This window comes from Enterobacter cloacae complex sp. ECL414 (assembly GCF_021869685.1).
GTDB lineage: Bacteria > Pseudomonadota > Gammaproteobacteria > Enterobacterales > Enterobacteriaceae > Enterobacter > Enterobacter kobei.
The window spans coordinates 677967-699002 of sequence record NZ_CP091481.1 but is presented as its reverse complement, the minus strand read 5'-3'; the positions used below and the strand labels follow the sequence as shown (position 1 = coordinate 699002).

16 protein-coding genes are annotated in these 21036 nt (G+C 54.1%); 8 read left to right on the top strand and 8 right to left on the bottom strand.

What is annotated here, in order from left to right:
• Window positions 1-7: 7 nt before the first annotated feature.
• Window positions 8-667: a bifunctional tRNA pseudouridine(32) synthase/23S rRNA pseudouridine(746) synthase RluA gene (rluA, locus tag L3068_RS03280; RefSeq protein ID WP_014882510.1), complete on the top strand. Its 660-nt coding sequence runs from the start codon at window positions 8-10 to the stop codon at window positions 665-667.
• 30 nt (window positions 668-697) lie between these two features.
• Here rluA and djlA read toward each other — a convergent pair whose 3' ends face one another.
• The gene (gene djlA, locus L3068_RS03275; protein ID WP_014882509.1) at window positions 698-1513 is read right to left on the bottom strand and encodes a co-chaperone DjlA; all 816 of its coding nucleotides are present in this window, start codon (window positions 1511-1513) and stop codon (window positions 698-700) included.
• 239 nt (window positions 1514-1752) lie between these two features.
• On the opposite strand from djlA, the gene lptD reads away from it, so the two are divergent.
• Genes lptD through apaH form a run of 6 tightly spaced genes read left to right on the top strand, consistent with a single transcriptional unit; the run spans window position 1753 to window position 8488 of the window.
• The gene (lptD, locus tag L3068_RS03270; RefSeq protein WP_050862291.1) at window positions 1753-4110 is read left to right on the top strand and encodes an LPS assembly protein LptD; all 2358 of its coding nucleotides are present in this window, start codon (window positions 1753-1755) and stop codon (window positions 4108-4110) included.
• Between the two features lie 53 nt (window positions 4111-4163).
• Window positions 4164-5450 carry a peptidylprolyl isomerase SurA gene (surA, locus tag L3068_RS03265; RefSeq protein ID WP_014882507.1) on the top strand — a complete coding sequence of 429 codons (1287 nt, stop codon included), beginning with the start codon at window positions 4164-4166 and terminating at the stop codon, window positions 5448-5450.
• Complete coding sequence (gene pdxA / locus L3068_RS03260; RefSeq protein WP_014882506.1) at window positions 5450-6436, top strand: 4-hydroxythreonine-4-phosphate dehydrogenase PdxA; 987 nt, start codon at window positions 5450-5452, stop codon at window positions 6434-6436. The genes surA and pdxA overlap by 1 nt, the downstream gene beginning before the upstream one ends.
• Window positions 6433-7254: a 16S rRNA (adenine(1518)-N(6)/adenine(1519)-N(6))-dimethyltransferase RsmA gene (gene rsmA, locus L3068_RS03255; protein ID WP_008502020.1), complete on the top strand. Its 822-nt coding sequence runs from the start codon at window positions 6433-6435 to the stop codon at window positions 7252-7254. The genes pdxA and rsmA overlap by 4 nt, the downstream gene beginning before the upstream one ends.
• 3 nt (window positions 7255-7257) lie before the next feature.
• Window positions 7258-7635: a Co2+/Mg2+ efflux facilitator ApaG/CorD gene (apaG, locus tag L3068_RS03250; RefSeq protein ID WP_014882505.1), complete on the top strand. Its 378-nt coding sequence runs from the start codon at window positions 7258-7260 to the stop codon at window positions 7633-7635.
• Window positions 7636-7639: 4 nt separating this feature from the next.
• Window positions 7640-8488 carry a bis(5'-nucleosyl)-tetraphosphatase (symmetrical) ApaH gene (gene apaH, locus L3068_RS03245; RefSeq protein WP_117580893.1) on the top strand — a complete coding sequence of 283 codons (849 nt, stop codon included), beginning with the start codon at window positions 7640-7642 and terminating at the stop codon, window positions 8486-8488.
• A gap of 34 nt (window positions 8489-8522) precedes the next feature.
• On the opposite strand, the gene folA is transcribed toward apaH, so the two are convergent.
• From folA to kefF, 3 genes are all read right to left on the bottom strand, one after another.
• Entirely contained in the window at window positions 8523-9002 is a 480-nt protein-coding gene (gene folA, locus L3068_RS03240; protein WP_117580891.1) for a type 3 dihydrofolate reductase, read from the bottom strand.
• A gap of 114 nt (window positions 9003-9116) precedes the next feature.
• On the bottom strand, window positions 9117-10982 hold the full coding sequence (gene kefC, locus L3068_RS03235; protein WP_032637522.1) for a glutathione-regulated potassium-efflux system protein KefC: 1866 nt from the start codon (window positions 10980-10982) through the stop codon (window positions 9117-9119).
• Entirely contained in the window at window positions 10975-11505 is a 531-nt protein-coding gene (gene kefF, locus L3068_RS03230) for a glutathione-regulated potassium-efflux system oxidoreductase KefF (protein WP_014882502.1), read from the bottom strand. The genes kefC and kefF overlap by 8 nt, the downstream gene beginning before the upstream one ends.
• A gap of 376 nt (window positions 11506-11881) precedes the next feature.
• Between kefF and L3068_RS03225 the strand changes: the two genes are divergently transcribed.
• Window positions 11882-14818 (top strand): autotransporter family protein, encoded by a 2937-nt coding sequence (locus tag L3068_RS03225; RefSeq protein ID WP_181969306.1) that lies wholly within the window; start codon window positions 11882-11884, stop codon window positions 14816-14818.
• 46 nt (window positions 14819-14864) lie between these two features.
• On the opposite strand, the gene L3068_RS03220 is transcribed toward L3068_RS03225, so the two are convergent.
• The 4 genes from L3068_RS03220 to dapB all read right to left on the bottom strand — a co-directional run bounded on the left by L3068_RS03220 (window position 14865) and on the right by dapB (window position 20905).
• Window positions 14865-15098, bottom strand: coding sequence for a YgdI/YgdR family lipoprotein (locus L3068_RS03220; protein WP_014882500.1), 234 nt, complete (start codon window positions 15096-15098; stop codon window positions 14865-14867).
• A 139-nt stretch (window positions 15099-15237) separates the two neighbouring features.
• Window positions 15238-18462 (bottom strand): carbamoyl-phosphate synthase large subunit, encoded by a 3225-nt coding sequence (gene carB, locus L3068_RS03215; RefSeq protein WP_014882499.1) that lies wholly within the window; start codon window positions 18460-18462, stop codon window positions 15238-15240.
• An 18-nt stretch (window positions 18463-18480) separates the two neighbouring features.
• Window positions 18481-19629: a glutamine-hydrolyzing carbamoyl-phosphate synthase small subunit gene (carA, locus tag L3068_RS03210; RefSeq protein ID WP_014882498.1), complete on the bottom strand. Its 1149-nt coding sequence runs from the start codon at window positions 19627-19629 to the stop codon at window positions 18481-18483.
• 454 nt (window positions 19630-20083) lie between these two features.
• The gene (dapB, locus tag L3068_RS03205) at window positions 20084-20905 is read right to left on the bottom strand and encodes a 4-hydroxy-tetrahydrodipicolinate reductase (RefSeq protein WP_023332060.1); all 822 of its coding nucleotides are present in this window, start codon (window positions 20903-20905) and stop codon (window positions 20084-20086) included.
• Between the last annotated feature and the right edge of the window lie 131 nt (window positions 20906-21036).

Genomic DNA, 21036 nt, shown 5'->3' with positions numbered 1-21036 from the left:
CAAAAAAATGGTAATGGAGCCCTACAATCCGCCGATGGATCCCTGGCTGGTCATCCTGTATCAGGATGAACACATTATGGTAGTTAACAAGCCGAGCGGCCTGTTGTCCGTACCGGGGCGTCTGGATGAGCACAAAGACAGCGTGATGACGCGCATTCAGCGCGATCATCCACAGGCGGAATCTGTGCATCGTCTGGATATGGCAACCAGCGGCGTGATTGTGGTGGCGCTCAATAAAGCGGCGGAGCGCGAGCTGAAGCGCCAGTTCCGCGAGCGCGAGCCGAAGAAGCAGTACGTGGCGCGCGTCTGGGGACATCCTGCACAGGCAGAAGGGTTGGTCGATCTGCCGCTGATCTGCGACTGGCCGAACCGGCCTAAGCAGAAGGTCTGCTATGAAACCGGCAAGGCCGCGCAGACCGAGTATGAAGTGCTGGAGTACGCACCGAATAACACCGCGCGCATACTCCTTAAGCCGATTACCGGACGTTCACACCAGCTGCGCGTGCATATGCTTGCGCTGGGTCATCCGATTTTGGGCGACCGGTTTTACGCGCCGCCGGAAGCGCTAGCGTTAGCACCGCGTCTGCAGCTTCACGCCCAGACGCTGACCATTACCCATCCGGCCTTCGGTAACACGATGACGTTTAACGCCCCGGTGGACTTCTGAAAAAAGGGCCCGACACTGTCGGGCCCTTTTTTATTTGAAACCTTTCTTCTCTTTAATCAGCTCGTAAGCCTTCTGAATTTCCTGCGCTTTCTGCTTCGCCATCTCCATCATTTCCGGCGGTAAGCCTTTCGCGACCAGTTTGTCCGGGTGATGCTCACTCATCAGCTTGCGATAGGCGCGTTTGATGGTGGTCTGATCGTCAGTGGGTTTCACGCCAAGTACGTTGCAGGCATCGTCCAGCGTCGGTCCACGCTGCGCCTGCTGCCATGCACCGCCGGACGACTGCTGGTGATACCCCCCGCCAAACTGCGCGCCGCCCTGCATCATGCGTAAGAACTGGTCGAACTGCATTCGGGAGATGCCCAACTCTTCTGCAATGACGTACAGAACATCACGTTCATTAGGGTGCAGTGAACCGTCAGCAAACGCCGCCTGGATTTGAATTTCCAGAAACATCCTAATTAAATCAAAACGTCCGAAGCAGATGCTGCGGAACTGACGCATTTTTTCACGCAGCGGATAGTTATCTGATTTCCCAATGCGAAACGCATTCTGCGCGGCCACACGGGATTCACCATGCAAATTCATGCGGTCCATAAAGATGCTGGCGATTTGAATATCGGCTTCGGTCACGCGGCCTTTGGATTTGGTTAAATGCCCCATGACTTCAAAGGTGGTGGAGAAAAAGAGTGACTGGCGCTCGCGCTGATTCGCAAACCAGGCCATTTTGCGGCTGCGCGCCTTATCAAACATATGACCGATAATGAGCCCAAGCACGATTCCCCAGAACCCGGCACCCATGATGATGGCGAACGCAACGCCGATTATTTTACCCCAATACTGCATATACTCCCCGGATAGTCATATTCCTGGCCGACGCAACGTCATCATCACAGTGTTCAAGCCACGGTCAATTGAAGGACATCGCCTATAATTTGCTTTATCATACTCGTCATTCGATAGCGAGCCTAACACTCTGGCACGCAAACGGGCAGGATTAACGCTGGTACTGCGCTGATGAGTAAGATAGTCTCTGAGCGTTTGTAAGCCGTAGCCACTGATGACGGAACAATAAAATACAACGTATGAAAAAACGTATCCCCACCCTTCTGGCCACAATGATTGGCACCGCCCTGTACAGTCAACAGGGGCTGGCGGCCGATCTCGCCTCGCAGTGTATGCTTGGCGTTCCAAGTTATAATCGCCCACTGGTGCAGGGTGATACAAATAGCTTGCCGGTAACCATTACTGCAGACAGTTCTAAGGGTACTTATCCTGACAACGCCACGTTTACGGGCAATGTGGATATTAACCAGGGCAATAGCCGCCTGCAGGCAGATGAAGTGCAGTTGCACCAGAAGCAGCCGGAAGGCGCGGCCGAGCCGGTACGAACGGTGGATGCGCTGGGTAATGTGCACTATGACGACAATCAGGTCATCCTGAAAGGTCCGAAAGCCTGGTCAAACCTGAATACGAAAGATACTAACGTCTGGGAAGGTGATTACCAGATGGTGGGTCGCCAGGGACGCGGTAAAGCGGACCTGATGAAACAGCGCGGTGAAAACCGCTATACGATCCTGGAAAATGGCTCCTTTACCTCCTGTCTGCCAGGGTCAAACACCTGGAGCGTGGTCGGGAGCGAAGTGATCCACGACCGTGAAGAGCAGGTCGCGGAGATCTGGAACGCCCGCTTTAAGCTGGGTCCGGTACCGGTATTCTACAGCCCTTATCTTCAGCTTCCCGTGGGTGACAAGCGTCGCTCGGGTTTCCTGATCCCCAATGCCAAATACAGCACCTCGAACTACTTTGAGTTCTACCTGCCGTATTACTGGAACATCGCGCCCAACATGGACGCCACGATCACGCCGCACTATATCCATAAGCGCGGCAACGTCATGTGGGAGAACGAGTTCCGCTACCTGACTCAGGCCGGTGCGGGTCTGATGGAGCTGGATTATCTGCCGTCAGATAAAGTCTTCCAGGATGAGCACCCGACCGAAGGCGACAAGCACCGCTGGTTGTACTACTGGCGCCATGCGGGTGTTATGGATCAGGTCTGGCGTTTTAACGTCGACTATACCAAGGTCAGCGATCCTTACTACTTTAATGACTTTGACTCTAAGTACGGTTCAAGTACCGATGGCTATGCGACGCAGAAATTCAGCGTTGGCTATGCGATTCAAAACTTTAACGCCACGGTGTCAACCAAGCAGTTCCAGGTCTTTAGTACCCAAACGCGAAGCACTTACGGCGCAGAACCGCAACTGGATGTGAACTGGTACCAGAACGATGTCGGTCCTTTCGACACCCGCGTCTACGCCCAGGCGGTACATTTCGTGAATACCAACTCTGACATGCCGGAAGCCACGCGTATTCACCTGGAGCCGACCATCAACCTGCCATGGTCTAATGATTGGGCAAGTCTGAATACCGAAGCCAAGCTGATGGCGACACACTACCAGCAAAAGAACATTGATGATTACAACGCGAATCCTAACAATACCGGTCATCTTGAAGAATCCGTAAACCGAACCCTTCCGCAGTTTAAAATGGACGGCAAGTTGATCTTCGAACGTGATATGGGTCTGCTGGCGGATGGTTATACCCAGACGCTTGAACCGCGTATGCAGTATTTGTACGTGCCCTATCGCGATCAGAGCAATATTCAAAACTACGACTCCTCTTTACTGCAGTCTGACTACAGCGGCCTGTTCCGTGATCGTACTTACGGCGGTCTGGACCGTATCGCCTCCGCTAACCAGTTAACGACCGGTGTCACAACGCGCGTTTATGATGATGCTGCCGTTGAACGTTTTAACGTTTCTGTTGGTCAAATCTACTATTTCACCGAGTCACGTACCGGTGATGACAACATCAACTGGGAGAAAGACAACAAAACGGGATCGCTGGTGTGGGCAGGAGACACCTACTGGCGCATGACTGACCGCTGGGGCCTGCGTGGCGGTGTGCAATATGATACTCGCCTCGATAACATTGCTAATAGTAGTGCGGCCATAGAGTATCGTCGTGATGAAGACCGTATAGTGCAGTTGACGTACCGCTATGCCAGTCCGGAATATATTCAGGCGACATTGCCGAACTACGCCAATGCTGACCAATACAAAGATGGGATTTCGCAGGTGGGTGGCGCAGCAAGCTGGCCTATCGCCGATCGCTGGTCAATCGTAGGCGCTTACTACTTTGACACTAACGCCAATAAACCTGCTGACCAGATGGTGGGTCTGCAATATAACTCCTGTTGTTATGCGCTGCGTGTCGGCTACGAACGTAAGCTTAACGGCTGGGATACTCAAAACAATCAGAGCAAATACGATAACGTGATTGGCTTTAATGTCGAACTGCGCGGCCTGAGTTCCAACTACGGCCTGGGCACCCAGCAGATGCTGCGTTCGAACATCCTGCCATACCGTAGTTCCTTGTAATGTATTTGATTTACAACGTAATCCGCTTTGCGGTTAATTGAAATGGAAAAAGTATGAAGAACTGGAAAACGCTGCTGCTCGGTGTCGCTATGGTTGCGAATACCAGCTTCGCGGCCCCCCAGGTTGTTGATAAGGTCGCCGCTGTTGTTAACAACGGCGTCGTGCTCGAAAGTGACGTTGACGGTCTGATGAAATCTGTGAAGCTCAATTCGGGCGAAGCAGGTCAGCAACTTCCGGATGACGCCACGCTGCGCCATCAGATCCTGGAACGACTGATCATGGATCAGATCGTTCTGCAGATGGGTCAGAAAATGGGCGTGAAGGTGACTGACGAGCAACTCGATCAGGCCATCGCTAACATCGCAAAGCAAAACAACATGTCTCTGGATCAGATGCGCAGTCGTCTGGCCTATGACGGCATCAGCTACGCCACCTACCGCAACCAGATCCGTAAAGAGATGCTGATTTCGGAAGTGCGTAACAATGAAGTCCGTCGTCGCGTCACGATCCTGCCGCAGGAAGTGGACGCGCTGGCAAAACAGGTGGGTAACCAGAACGATGCGAGCACAGAGCTGAACCTGAGCCACATTCTGATCCCACTGCCAGAGAACCCAACCTCCGATCAGGCTGCGGAAGCAGAAAGTCAGGCACGTTCTATTGTCGAACAGGCGCGTAACGGCGGCGACTTTGGCAAGCTGGCTATCACCTACTCCGCTGACCAACAGGCGCTGAAAGGCGGCCAGATGGGCTGGGGACGTATTCAGGAGCTGCCATCCATCTTTGCCCAAGCGCTGAGTACGGCGAAGAAAGGCGATATCGTGGGTCCAATCCGTTCCGGTGTGGGCTTCCACATTCTGAAAGTGAACGATCTGCGTGGTCAGAGCCAGAACATTTCCGTGACTGAAGTTCACGCTCGCCATATTCTGCTCAAACCGTCACCGATCATGACTGACGATCAGGCACGTGCGAAGCTGGAGCAGATTGCGGCAGACATTAAGAGCGGTAAAACCTCGTTTGCCAATGCCGCGAAGGAGTTCTCTCAGGATCCAGGCTCTGCTAATCAGGGCGGCGATCTGGGCTGGGCTGCAGCAGATATTTACGATCCTGCCTTCCGCGATGCGCTGATGAAGCTGAACAAAGGCCAGATCAGTGCTCCGGTACACTCTTCATTTGGCTGGCATCTGATCGAGCTGATGGACACCCGTAACGTGGATAAAACGGATGCAGCGCAGAAAGACCGCGCTTACCGTATGCTGTTTAACCGTAAGTTCTCTGAAGAAGCGGCAACCTGGATGCAGGAACAACGCGCCAGTGCTTACGTGAAAGTTCTGAGTAACTAATGAAACCGCATCGTGTTGTGATCACCCCCGGCGAACCCGCCGGGATTGGGCCAGACCTCGTTGTCCAGCTCGCCCAGCGAAGCTGGCCGGTGGAACTGGTTGTCTGCGCAGATGCAACACTGTTACAAGACCGGGCGAAGCTGCTCGGTCTGCCTTTAACGCTTATTCCTTACGTTGAAGGCCAACAGCCAGCACCACAGCAAGCCGGTACGCTCACGGTTCTTTCTGTCCCTCTTCGTACACCTGTCATTCCAGGCCAGCTCAGCACGGAAAACGGCCACTACGTCGTGGAAACCCTCGCGCGCGCCTGCGACGGTTGCCTGAAGGGTGAATTTGCTGCCCTGATCACCGGCCCCGTGCACAAGGGCGTCATCAACGAAGCGGGTATCCCCTTTACCGGGCACACGGAATTCTTTGAAGAGCGCTCGCACAGCCCGAAAGTAGTGATGATGCTGGCGACGGAGGCAATGCGCGTTGCGCTCGTGACCACCCATCTGCCTGTTAAGGCCATTCCTGATGCCATCACCCCGGCACTGCTGCGGGAGATCATCGGGATCCTGCATCATGACCTGCAAACCAAATTCGGCATCAAACAGCCACACGTTCTGGTTTGCGGCCTGAATCCGCATGCGGGAGAAGGTGGACACATGGGCACCGAAGAGATCGACACCATTATTCCGGTGCTTGAAGAAATGCGCGCTAAAGGGATGAATCTTAGCGGGCCGCTCCCTGCGGACACGCTTTTTCAGCCGAAATACCTGGATAATGCCGACGCCGTCCTCGCGATGTACCACGATCAGGGCCTGCCCGTGCTAAAATACCAGGGCTTTGGCCGCGGGGTGAATATCACCCTCGGTTTACCCTTTATTCGAACGTCCGTTGACCACGGTACTGCGCTGGATCTGGCAGGACAGGGGAAAGCGGATGTCGGCAGTTTTATTACGGCGCTTAATCTCGCCATCAAAATGATTGTTAATACTCAATGACTAATCGAGTCCATCAGGGCCACTTAGCCCGAAAACGCTTCGGGCAAAACTTCCTCAACGATCAGTTCGTGATCGAAAGCATTGTTTCGGCTATTAATCCGCAAAAAGGTCAGGCTATGGTCGAAATCGGTCCGGGCCTTGCTGCACTGACCGAGCCGGTAGGCGAACGCCTCGACGAGCTGACCGTCATCGAACTGGACCGCGATCTTGCCGCACGCCTGCAAACGCACCCGTTCCTCGGACCGAAGCTGACCATCTACCAGCAGGACGCCATGACCATGAACTTTGGCGAACTGTCGGAGAAAATGGGTCAGCCGCTGCGCGTCTTCGGCAACCTGCCGTACAACATCTCCACGCCGCTCATGTTCCACCTGTTTAGCTATACTGATGCCATTGCCGATATGCACTTCATGTTGCAAAAAGAGGTGGTTAACCGTCTGGTTGCAGGGCCGAACAGTAAAGCGTATGGTCGTTTAAGCGTGATGGCACAATATTACTGTAACGTGATCCCGGTACTCGAAGTGCCGCCGTCAGCGTTCACACCACCACCGAAAGTGGATTCAGCGGTTGTGCGCCTTGTGCCACATAAAACGAAACCCTATCCGGTTAAAGATCTGCGTGTCCTCAGCCGCATTACCACAGAAGCCTTTAACCAGCGCCGTAAAACGATCCGTAACAGCCTGAGCAATTCATTTACCGTTGAGGTGTTAGCCGAGCTGGGGATCGACCCGGCAATGCGTGCGGAGAACATTTCCGTAGAGCAGTACTGCAAGCTGGCTAATTACATCAGCGAAAATGCGCCGCCGAAGGAGAGTTAAGCCATGATTGATTCGCCCCGCGTATGTGTCCATGTACAAAGCGTCTATGTTGAATCGCAATCCTCACCCGATGAAGAGCGTTTTGTCTTTGCTTACACCGTGACCATTCGCAATCTGGGGCGGATGCCCGTGCAGCTGCGCGGGCGCTACTGGCTTATCACCAACGGCAATGGCCGCGAAATTGAAGTTCAGGGTGAAGGTGTCGTGGGCGAACAGCCCCACATCGCCCCTGGCGAAGAGTACCAGTACACCAGCGGTGCGGTGATTGAAACGCCGCTGGGTACCATGCAAGGCCATTACGAAATGGTCGACGTCGATGGCAATGTGTTCCGCGTTGCTATTCCTGTGTTCCGTCTCGCCGTAACCACACTCATTCATTAATCTAATGTCTACATATCTGATTGGCGACGTTCACGGTTGCTACGATGAACTGATCGCATTGTTAAAACAGGTCGACTTTACGCCAGGGCAGGACACCCTCTGGCTGACGGGCGATTTAGTCGCGCGCGGCCCGGGCTCGCTTGAGGTTTTACGTTTCGTCAAATCGCTGGGCGACAGCGTGCGCATGGTGCTGGGTAATCACGATCTCCATCTGCTGGCCGTGTTTGCCGGGATCAGCCGCAACAAGCCTAAAGATCGCCTCACTCCGCTGCTGGAAGCGCCAGACGCGGACGATCTGATTAACTGGCTGCGCCGTCAGCCCTTGTTGCAGGTCGACGAGGATAAAAAACTGGTCATGGCCCATGCCGGGATCACCCCGCAATGGGATCTTGAGACGGCAAAAACCTGTGCGCGTGACGTAGAAGCGATACTGGCGAGCGACTCGTATCCCTTCTTCCTGGATGCCATGTACGGCGATATGCCGAACCACTGGAGCGAAGAGCTCAGCGGTCTGGCCCGCCTGCGCTTTATCACCAATGCGTTCACCCGCATGCGATTCTGCTTCCCGAACGGGCAGCTGGACATGTATTCCAAGGAAACGCCGGAAAGCGCGCCTGCCCCCCTCAAACCGTGGTTTGCCATTCCGGGGCCGGTAACAACCGAATATAGCATAGCGTTTGGTCACTGGGCGGCACTGGAGGGCAAAGGCATGCCAGAGGGCATCTACGGTCTGGATACCGGCTGCTGCTGGGGAGGCGAGTTAACCTGCTTACGCTGGGAAGATAAAACTTACTTCGTGCAGCCATCCAACCGACAGCAGGACTCAGGGGAGAGTGAGGCCGTCGCCTCCTGATGAATCCCCCTCACCCAGGGTGAGGGGGAAAAACTTAACGACGTTCCAGAATCTCGAAGCAGTAGCTGTGGGAGTTCTGCGCATCGGCGTCGTGGAATTCACTGAACACGGATTCCCACTCGTCCGGATCGTAATCCGGGAAATGGGTATCCCCTTCTACTTCCGCATCAATGTGGGTCAGATACAGCTTCTGCGCTTTAGGCAGTAACTGCTCATACACACGACCACCGCCGATCACCATGATCTCTTCGGCATCACCGCAGGCAGCAATCGCTTCATCTACGGACTTAACCCATTCGACGCGATCGTCAGTACCCGGCTGGCTACTGATAACGATATTCTTACGGCCCGGCAATGGACGACCAATCGACTCCCAGGTCAGGCGGCCCATCACTACCGGCTTGTTTAACGTCGTACGTTTAAACCATGCGAGATCGGCAGGCAGGTTCCACGGCATGGCATTTTCCATACCGATAACGCGGTCTACCGCCAGCGCTGCAATCAGACTGATCATTGAAAATTTCCCGGATGCAAAAAATTGCCGCCACTATACGGAAAGCTTAATCTTTCGTCGACTGGCGGCAGAGTAAAGATACAGAAATTTTTTAATATTGCTGGCAACGCCACTTCACACTGAAGGTTTACTCTCGGGCTCGTCAGCCGGATCGCCGGTATGCTTGCCCTCTTCCGTGCCCTGCCAGCCATGACGCTGGATCAGCGACAGATGATTACGGTCCTCATTGATGATTTCCGTCAGCATCGCACTGGTGCGTTTAAACACCGCCGCCCGCTCCGTGGCCGTGCTGCCTGCCATCGCCGCCATTTCTTCCACCATCCCGGTGTTAAAGCGGCGGAACAGATCCGCACGTTCGCGCGCTTCATACGCCCCGAGCCCCAGATTCTCGAGCGCCATACGCCCGGATTTCAGCGCACCTTCGAATGTTTCACGCTCGGGTGCCTCAACGCCTGCCTGACGTAGTCGGATGTAATGATCCACATCGCGCGCGCGGGAAATGATCGTCAGCGCCGGGAAATGTTCTTTTACCAGCTCCACCATCTGTATGCTGGTCTCCGGATCGTCAATGGCGTTAATCAACACCTCCGCTTTTGCGGCCCCCGCGGATTCCAGCAGATCGACACGGGTGGCATCACCGTAAAACACTTTCATATCAAATTTACGCAGCGTATCGACATGGTCGGGATCGTGGTCGAGGATGACCATTTTCACCCCACTCGACAGCAGCAAACGCCCTACGATCTGTCCGTAGCGACCAAAACCAGCGATGATCACGCGTGGCTGCTCCTCGTCGATTTCATCGGCTTCACGCTCCTGATCGCTACCCGATTTTTCGAGGCGAGTCAGCACCACCAGCAGAACAGGCGTTGCCGCCATCGAGAGTGCGACCGCCAGCGTCAGCGCTTTTGCCCACTCAGGATCCAGCACGTTTGCCATCTGCGCGGCGCCAAAGACCACGAACGCAAATTCACTCCCCTGCCCCAGCAGTACGGCAAACCAGCTGCGCTGTTTACCCGGCACATTTAATGGCCGCGCAATCAGCCACAGCATTGCCATTTTAATGACCAGGAAACCGACCAGCAGGATGATAATCCGCAGCGGGTGTGTGACCAGCGTGCCAAAGTCGACGGACATCCCCACGCCGATGAAAAACAGTCCCAGCAGCAACCCTTTGAACGGCTCAATATCGCTTTCCAGCGCGTGCCGGTATTCAGAGCTTGCCAGCAGAACGCCCGCAAGGAATGCCCCCATCGCCATCGACAGCCCGGCTTCTTCCAGCAGCAAACCAAAACCAAAGACCAGGAACAGTGCCACGGCGCTGAACACTTCGCGCAGACCCGAGCGGGCGACGAAACGCAGCAGCGGACGGGTCACGTAGCGGCCCAGCAGGACCACCAGTGCCAGCGCCCCTACAACCTTCAGTGCCGACAGCGCGAACGCGCCCAGCGTCGTGGAGGAGCCGCTTGCCGCCAGCAACGGGATCATCGCCACCAGCGGAATCGCCGCTATATCCTGGAACAGCAGCACCGAGAATGCACTGCGCCCCATCTGGGAGACCGTCAGGTTTCGCTCGTTCATCGCCTGCATGGCAATGGCCGTCGAGGAGAGCGCCAGCGTCATGCCGATGAGCTCAGCCACTTTCCAGTCCATTCCCAGCAGGATGCAGAACCCGCCCAGCAGCAAGCCGCAGGCCACCATCTGCAATGCCCCGCCGCCAAATACCGAGGCGCGAAGTTTCCACAGGCGCTGCGGATCGAGCTCCAGACCAATCACAAACAGCATCAGCACAACACCGATTTCAGCGAAATGGAGAATCGCCTCTGCATCCGTAACCAGACGAAAACCCCACGGCCCAATGACGCAGCCCGCAATCAGGTAGCCGAGAACCGAGCCCAGCCCCAGGCGTACCGCCACGGGCACAATCAGCGCCGCCGCGCCGAGATAAATCAGCGCCTGTATCAGCGTATGGCTATCCATGGTGCGTCTCCTGCCACTCAAGTAAGCGTTGTTTGTAATGGCGAGCCTGCGCCTGCAGCGTTTCATCGTCGCAGACAAACGTGCAGTGCATAGCAAAAGGTGGGATCCAGTTCAAACCACAATAGAGTGCAGTGGCCTGTAGCGGCTGGGCCAGCACGTCAAACCCCGGGAAAGAACCAATATCAAAGTGGCTTTCTCCTCCGCCAGTGGTCACCGCCCACATCAGGCTTTTCCCTTTTAGCGCATTGCCATTGTGGCCATACGCCCAACCGTGGGAGAAGACTTTATCAATCCACAGTTTCAGGAGCGGAGGCGTGCTGTACCACTGCATTGGATGCTGCCAGATAATCAGATCGGCACGGGAGAGCGCGTCCTGTTCAGCAGCGATATCGATATTAAAATCGGGATAAAGTTGATAGAGGGAACGTATCTCTACGTTATCAAGCGTCCTTACCTGCTCAAGCATCCGCTTATTCGCATGCGAGTGCTGCGGATAAGGGTGCGCGTAAATTATGAGTATCATCAAATGACCTGTCTTCTTCTCTTCTTGTAGCAGTGAGTGTAGACAGTTAACCCGCCCGGTGAAAGGGTCAACAGGCCGCGTAAAGGTAAAACGCAACTATTGGCAACCCTCCTTCCTGGCGGGTATAGCAGACCTCAAACCAACAAAAATAACTGTTATCAGATGATATTTGAAATGAATAATTAAGCGCTAAAGCATATTAGCAAGTGATCAATTAAGAAAATATAAAATTATTCTTTAGCAAAATGATCTATACATAACACATTGAAAAATTAATAATTTTACGCTTTTTATCGTTGAATCATTCTTTTAAGTAGCCCAGAAGCGCTATTTTAAGTCATTAATTAGCGCCACTTCTTTTCAAATGGACGTGTAAATGCGCAACAAAATATTCAAATTAAACAAGACCACAAAAACTCTGGGAAATATATTTCCTGCTTTACTTATATTCACACCGGTAGTGGCCTTCGCTGGAACTATTAGCCAGTCAACCTCAGTACCCCAGTATTTTTCCGCTGATGCAGAATACGTGATAAATAAAGATGTCACCATTTCCTCCGCAGGAAGCGAGAGTGCCGTATCGGTCACAGGCATCAATGTCACATCCACGACCAACAAAGGTAATATTTCCGGAAAAGGGAATGGATTAGATATTAATACCGGGGCTCAGCGAGTCATTATTCATAATGAAAGCGGTGCAACCATTTCCTCTACAACAGCCAATGCCGTAAATGTTCAGTCAATGCTTGGCGATCTAAACAATGATGGAAACATCACAGGCACAGAGAATGGCGTGTTCGTCAGTGAAAGCTCTTCAGCCGTCAATATCGCTAACACTGACACAGGCATAATCAGAGGAAACACAGGCCTGAGTTCTCAGATTGGTGTGGGAATAAATAATAGCGGAAAAATAACGGGTACAAACGGTGATGGTATCAGCCTGAGCGATGGTAATACCAAAATTATTAATACCGGCACCTTAGAGGGAACGCAGTACGGTATCAACGTCACGGACACGTCGAAAGCGGACATCACAAACAGTGGCGCGATTAGTGGCGATACGACAGCTATTATGTTTGCCAGCACGAAAAATAATACGCTGGTACTGAACACAGGATCGTCACTCAAAGGAGATGTCATCTCCACCGCGTCAAAAGGCAACACGCTTTCACTGGTTGGTACGGGCACAGAAGACAGCAATTTCATCGGACTGAAGGAAGGGGATGGCTTTGCGTCAGTAAAAATGGATGGTGAAAAGTGGACGCTGTCAGGCAATATAGACATTATCGGCGCAGATGACTCTTTACAGGTCAACAGCGGTGATTTAGTCCTGTCAGGCGCCGTCGCGAATGCCGGTAATACCCTCGTTGCAAAAGATGCCTCTCTCCAGCTTGGTGATGGCAAGAACACCACCACGCTGAGCGGTGGCCTGACCAACAACGGCACCGTTATTTTTAATCAGGGCAGTTCCTCCACATTCACCACCGGCATTACCGGCAGCGGTAATGTCGAAAAAGCAGATTCAAACACCCTGACGCTCTCCGGCAATAATAGCTACACGGGAAATACCGTTCTGCATAACGGTACGACGCTGATCGCCAGTGGTGCAACGCTCGGCGTGAAAGGCAGTAACGCCACCGTCACCGTTGAAAATGGTGCAGCGTTTGCCACGGCAGGTGAAGTGAATAACAACATTGATATCCTGACCGGCGGTACGCTGGCGGCATGGAATGCGATTCAGGGTAACACGACCCTGAGCGTTTCAGGTATCGATACGGTCAACGGCAACGTTACCAACGGTGGCACGCTGCTACTCGGCGCGGCCAATAACAGTGTTGGCAACAATTTCATCATAAACGGCGACTACACGGGTTCTTCTGGTAGCCAGATCGTAATGAACAGCAGCCTCGGCGAAGATAACGCACCAACCGACCACCTCACCATTACGGGCAGCAGCTTCGGTCAGTCTGATGTCAGCGTTAAGAATATAGGCGGTCTGGGCGCTCAAACGGTAAACGGTATGGAAATTGTGAGCGTCGGTGGCAGTTCTGAAGCCCAACTGACGCTGGCAGCACCGGTTGTTGCCGGGGCGTATGAATACAATCTGTATCAGCACGGCGACGGCAACTGGTATCTGGAATCGAAGGCGACGCCATCAGATGAGCCGGCAGACGATAATGATGACGGCGGAAACACCGACGGTGACAATACCGATAACGGTGGTAATACCGATAACGGCGACAATACCGACAACGGAGGCAATACCGACAACGGTGGCAATACCGATACCGATGGCAACACGGATAACGGCGGTAATAGCGATAACGGTGGCAACACGGATAACGGCGGTAATAGCGATAACGGTGGCAACTCAGCCCCTGAAGTTATGGCCCCTGAAGTTGGCGCTTACTTAGGCAACTACCTTGCTGCCCAGGGTATGTTCCTGCACAAGCGTGACGATCGCGATCAAATCATCTTCCGCAATGAAGACGATCTGAACACCTGGATGTACGTTAAGGGGCGTTATCACGAGAACGACGCGGGCGGCGATAAAGTCAGCTACGACACCACCACGACCGTTCTGCAAGTCGGCAGCGATTTCATGAGCAAGCCAATGGACAATGGGATCCTGCGTGCCGGTGGCATGTTCGGTGCTGGCCAGGCGAAGACGCATTCGGATGCGAAGCACAACGTGCGTGATGCTCAAGGCAAGGTGGACGGTTTCAATGTTGGGGTGTATGCCACCTGGCAGGAAGATCAGAAATTACGTCTGGGCAGCTACATTGATACCTGGGCCGCTTATAGCTGGTACAACAATAAAGTGACCAGCAACCGCAATGATGAAGACTACGACAGCGAAGGCTTCGCTGCGTCTGTCGAAGTTGGCCACGCGTGGGTTATCCCGTCAGAAAACGCGCGTACCTGGAAGATCGAGCCGCAGGCGCAGGTGATCTACAGCTATCTCGATCAGGAAAATCATACCGATCGCGACGGCGTGCGCGTAACGACTCTGGACAACGACAGCATCTTTGGTCGTCTGGGCGTTAAGTCCAGCTACTTCGAGCAGAAGGACGTGAAAGCCTGGCAGCCGTACGTTGCGGTGAACTGGCTGAAAGGGGCAGGCCAAAACGATCTGGCGTTTAATGATGAAACCGTGAGCAACGATACGCCGGAAGATCGTGGTCAGTTAGAACTGGGCGTCACCGGCAACCTGAACGAAACCACGACGCTTTCGCTGCGCGCCAGCGGCGAATGGGGTGAGAACAGCTATGCTGCCTATGGCGGCCATATCCTGCTGAACCACCGCTGGTAATCGTCCAGCAAAAGCGAAAAGCCGTGGCATTTGCCACGGCTTTTTTTTAGTTATCCAGCTCGCCCATGGATTTCACCTGGTCACGGTTAATCTGCTCCGTTTGACCAGTTTCGGCGTTTTTGTACGACACCAGTCCGGTGTCATCATCTACCTGCGGTTTCCCGTCGGTCACGATGGTTTTGCCATCGGTGGTTTTGACTGCCTGGTTAGACGAACAGCCTGCTACGGTAAACAGTGCAGTGGCAGCCAGAACGGAAGCGATCAGTAATTTATTTTGCATGGTGTTTTCCCCTGCTCTCAGATGAATTTCGTTATCGACCTAACCATTTTAGGCTAACTGACTGAAAGCGGATGGAAAACCAGAAGGTTCTGAAGAGGGGAAGAATGCCCGGCAACCGAATGGCACCGGGCATTTTGTCTTACTTGTTAATCTGCGCGTGCATTTCCTGCACTGAAATCACCTTCTCGGTGGCATCCGCGTTCAGCGCCATAGCTGTTGCGAAACCGCCGTTCAGAGTAGTGTCGTAGTGCACTTTGTACTGCAGCGCGCTGCGGCGAATCAGCTTGGAGTCTTCAATCGCCTGACGACCTGCGGTGGTATTGATGATGTAGGTGTATTCGCCATTCTTGATACGGTCCTGAATGTGCGGACGACCTTCATGCACCTTGTTCACCAGGCGCGGGTTGATACCGGCTTCACCCAGCACAATCGCCGTACCGTGAGTTGCATCCAGCTCGAAGCCCTGTTTCAGCAGCTTGGCCGCCAGGTCAACCACACGCTCTTTATCGCCTTCGCGAACGGAGAGCAGCGCACGGCCTGATTTTCTCATGGTGGAGCTACTGCCGAGCTGCGCTTTCGCGAACGCTTCAGCGAAGGTGCGGCCCACGCCCATCACTTCCCCGGTAGAGCGCATTTCTGGCCCTAACAGCGGGTCAACGCCCGGGAATTTGTTGAACGGCAGCACCACTTCTTTCACCGAGTAGTACGGCGGAATGATCTCTTTGGTCACGCCCTGCTGCGCCAGCGTCTGGCCCGCCATCACGCGCGCCGCCACTTTCGCCAGCGGAATACCGGTGGCTTTGGAGACGAACGGGACGGTACGTGCCGCACGCGGGTTCACTTCAATCAGGTAGACTTCGTTGTCTTTCACCGCGAACTGGACGTTCATCAGGCCGCGAACCTGCAGCTCGAAGGCCAGCTTCTGCACCTGCTGACGCATCACATCCTGAATTTCCTGGCTCAGGGTGTAGGCTGGCAGAGAACAGGCTGAGTCACCTGAGTGCACGCCCGCCTGCTCGATATGCTCCATGATGCCGCCAATCAGCACCATTTCGCCGTCGCAGATGGCGTCAACGTCCACCTCTACCGCGTCGTCGAGGAAGCGGTCGAGCAGCACTGGCGCATCGTTAGAAACGCTCACCGCCGTCTGGAAGTAACGACGCAGGTCAGCTTCGTCATACACGATTTCCATCGCGCGGCCGCCCAGGACGTAAGAAGGACGCACCACCAGCGGATAGCCAATCTCTTTCGCCTTCTCAACGGCCATCTCAATGGCGGTGACGGTGGCGTTGGCTGGCTGTTTCAGCTTCAGACGGTCAACCGCCTGCTGGAAACGCTCGCGGTCTTCCGCACGGTCAATCGCATCCGGGCTGGTACCGATAACCGGTACGCCTGCGGCTTCCAGCGCACGTGCCAGCTTCAGCGGGGTCTGGCCACCGTACTGCACGATAACGCCTTTCGGCTTCTCGATGCGCACGATTTCCAGCACGTCTTCCAGCGTAACCGGCTCGAAGTAGAGGCGGTCAGAGGTGTCGTAGTCAGTTGAGACGGTTTCCGGGTTACAGTTGACCATGATGGTCTCGTAACCGTCTTCGCGCAGCGCCAGCGAGGCGTGTACGCAGCAGTAGTCAAACTCAATGCCCTGGCCGATACGGTTTGGACCGCCGCCCAGCACCATAATCTTGTCGCGGTCGACGGACGGGTTGGCTTCGCACTCGTCTTCATAGGTGGAGTACATGTAGGCGGTGTCGGTGGAGAACTCCGCCGCACAGGTGTCCACGCGCTTGTAAACCGGGTGCAGGTCATACTGGTCACGCAGCTTGCGGATTTCCGCTTCACGTACGCCCGCCAGTTTAGCCAGACGCGCATCGGCGAAACCTTTACGCTTCAGCATACGCAGGAAGTCTGCGTCCAGGCCGTTGATGCCCAGCTCTGCCACTTTCTCTTCCAGACGCACCAGCTCTTCAATCTGCACCAGGAACCAGCGGTCAATGTTGGTCAGGTTGAATACGCCGTCGACGGACAGGCCAGCACGGAAGGCATCGGCGATGTACCAGATACGCTCTGCACCCGCATCTTTCAGTTCGCGGCGAATTTTGGTCAGTGCTTCCGGGTCGTCCAGGCTGACTTTAGGGTCAAAGCCGGTTGCACCCACTTCCAGACCGCGCAACGCTTTCTGCAGGGATTCCTGCTGCGTGCGGCCAATCGCCATCACTTCACCGACAGATTTCATCTGGGTGGTCAGGCGGTCGTTCGCACCGGCGAATTTCTCGAAGTTGAAGCGTGGAATTTTGGTCACAACGTAGTCGATGGACGGTTCGAAGGAGGCTGGCGTGCGGCCACCGGTGATATCGTTCATCAGCTCATCGAGGGTGTAACCCACCGCCAGTTTCGCCGCCACTTTCGCAATCGGGAAGCCGGTCGCTTTGGAGGCCAGCGCGGAGGAACGGGACACGCGCGGGTTCATTTCGATAACAATCAGACGCCCCGTTTTCGGGTTCACCGAGAACTGCACGTTTGAGCCGCCGGTTTCCACGCCGATTTCACGCAGCACCGCCATCGAGGCGTTACGCATGATTTGGTACTCTTTGTCGGTCAGCGTCTGGGCTGGCGCAACGGTGATGGAGTCGCCGGTGTGGATACCCATCGCATCGAAGTTTTCGATGGAGCAGACGATGATGCAGTTGTCGTTTTTATCACGCACCACTTCCATCTCGTACTCTTTCCAGCCAATCAGCGATTCATCAATCAGCAGCTCTTTGGTTGGCGAGAGATCCAGACCGCGTTCGCAAATCTCTTCGAACTCTTCGCGGTTGTAGGCGATACCGCCGCCGGTCCCCCCCATGGTGAAGGATGGACGGATGATGCACGGATAGCCCACTTCAGCCGCAACGGCCAGCGCCTCTTCCATATTGTGCGCAATACCGGAACGCGCGGTGTCGAGGCCGATTTTCTTCATCGCCACGTCGAAGCGACGACGGTCTTCTGCTTTATCAATCGCATCGGCGGTCGCGCCAATCATGGTCACGCCGAACTCGGCCAGCACGCCCTGACGCTCCAGCTCGAGCGCACAGTTTAGCGCCGTCTGGCCACCCATGGTTGGCAGCACAGCATCCGGACGCTCTTTCTCAATGATTTTGCGTACCACTTCCCAGTGAATCGGCTCGATGTAGGTTGCATCCGCCATTTCCGGGTCGGTCATGATGGTCGCCGGGTTGGAGTTGACCAGGATAACGCGGTAACCCTCTTCACGCAGGGCTTTACATGCCTGCGCACCGGAGTAGTCAAATTCACAGGCCTGGCCGATAACAATCGGGCCAGCGCCAAGGATCAGGATGCTTTTTATGTCTGTACGTTTTGGCATGGTCTTCTCGGCTCCTGATTATTTAGCGGTCTTACGGTATTGCTCGATAAGTTCGATGAAGTGATCGAACAGCGGCGCGGCGTCGTGCGGGCCCGGGCTGGCTTCCGGGTGGCCCTGGAAGCTGAACGCTGGCTTATCGGTACGATGAATCCCCTGCAGGGTGCCATCGAACAGTGATTTATGCGTCACGCGCAGGTTAGCCGGCATTGACGCTTCATCGACGGCAAAACCGTGGTTCTGCGCGGTGATCATCACCGTGTTGTTATCAATATCTTTCACCGGGTGGTTACCACCGTGGTGGCCGAACTTCATCTTGATGGTGTTCGCACCGCTCGCCAGCGCCAGCAGCTGATGGCCGAGGCAGATGCCGAATACCGGGATGTCGGTTTCCAGGAAGGACTTGATGGCGTCGATAGCGTAGTCGCACGGTGCCGGGTCGCCAGGACCGTTAGAAAGGAAGATGCCATCCGGGTTCATCTTCAGTACGTCTTCGGCAGAGGTTTTCGCCGGAACCACCGTCAGACGGCAGCCGCGGTCAACCAGCATGCGAAGGATGTTGCGCTTGGCGCCGAAATCATAGGCCACCACGTGGAACGGCAGCTCGCTCTCTTTTTTCGCTTCTGGCAGGTCGCCTTCCAGCGTCCAGCTACCCTGCGTCCAGCTATAGGCTTCAGCGGTAGTCACTTCTTTCGCCAGGTCCATGCCGTTCAGACCCGGGAAGGCTTTCGCTTTTTCCAGCGCCAGCGTGGCATCGAGGTTATCACCCGCGATGATGCAGCCGTTCTGTGCACCCTTCTCGCGCAGCAGACGCGTTAACTTACGGGTATCGATATCAGCAATCGCCACGATGTTATGGCGCTTCAGGTAAGACGAGAGATCTTCAGTGCTGCGGAAGTTGCTGGCAATCAGCGGCAGGTCGCGGATGACCAGGCCTTGCGCATGTACCTGAGAAGATTCTTCGTCAGCCGCATTGGTGCCGACATTGCCGATATGAGGATAAGTAAGAGTAACGATTTGGCGAGAATAGGAAGGATCAGTGAGGATTTCTTGATAACCGGTCATTGAAGTATTGAAAACGACTTCCCCAACCGCCGAACCCGTTGCCCCTATGGCCCGACCGATAAACTGGGTTCCGTCTTCCAGAACCAATAGCGCTGACTTAATCAAAACACCCTCCAGAGAATATTCACTCACTTTATTTGCATATTAATGCATAACCATGTCATGAATCAATGCAAATGTGTTGCCAGCGGATTTTTGGCAAACGGCGGCATTCTGGAGATTGGGAGGCTAAAAGTCAACTTAAAACGGATATTTTGTTTATCCTTTTGCAAGCCTGGCGAGAGTAAAGCCACTTAAGCGACAAAAAGATCAGGTAAATCACTGTAGAAAACGCTTGCGTGCAAGGTTTAATGAAAAATTATTCGGCGAGGCAGTAAAAAGTGGACCAAATGGTCAAAATTTACATTTCAGTAACGAAAACAAGAGATAAAACTTCTTATTTTTAAGCTTTAGAGCAAGAATTAAAGAAAATGAGGTAAAATAAAAGGGCAATAAAATATTGCCCTATGCAATCAATATATTACGACTGCAATAACCACATCACGATGGGTAATAATGCTTACAGATTGTTGAGATCAAGCACATCTCGCATATCAAAAAGGCCGCTCTTCTTTCCTTTCAGCCACAAAGCGGAACGCACTGCACCATTGGCAAACGTCATTCGGCTGGAAGCTTTATGCGTAATTTCGACGCGTTCGCCAATATCGGCGAACATCGCCGTATGTTCGCCGACGATGTCACCCGCACGGACGGTAGCAAAACCAATCGTGCCCGGTACGCGTTCGCCGGTATGACCTTCGCGGGTATAGACCGCGCAGTCTTTCAAATCTTTATCGAGTGCATGAGCAATCGCTTCGCCCATCGCCAGCGCCGTGCCTGATGGCGCATCAACTTTGTAGCGGTGGTGCGCTTCAACAATCTCAATGTCGGTGTAGTTGCCCATCACCTTCGCCGCCTTCTCCAGTAGCTTCAGCATGACGTTAACGCCCACGCTAAAGTTTGCCGCGAAGACAATCGCAATTTCTTTCGATGCATCCTGGATGGCCTGCTTACCTGCGTCGTCAAAACCGGTGGTGCCGATCACCATCCCCTTACCGTGCTGACGGCAAAACGCCAGATGCGTCAGCGTCCCTTCCGGGCGGGTAAAATCGATAAATACATCGAAGTCATCCTTAACCGCTTCCAGGCTGCTATGTACGGTGACGCCGGTCTTTCCTGCGCCCGCCAGTTCACCTGCATCGGCTCCCAACAGTGATGACCCTTCACGCTCCAGCGCCGCGCCCAGTGCCACGCCATCCATCTGAAGTGCCGCCTGAATCAGCTGACGGCCCATACGTCCACCCGCGCCCGCAATGGCGACACGGATCTGTGCATCATGCATAGTTATTCTCTTACGTTAAAATGATGTAAATCGTTTTCAGATTAACCAGCCTTCGCAAAGGCTGCCAACTGAAAACACCGATAATTAGAATTTAACGTGAAACAGACTTAAATATCAGTAAAAGACATGAT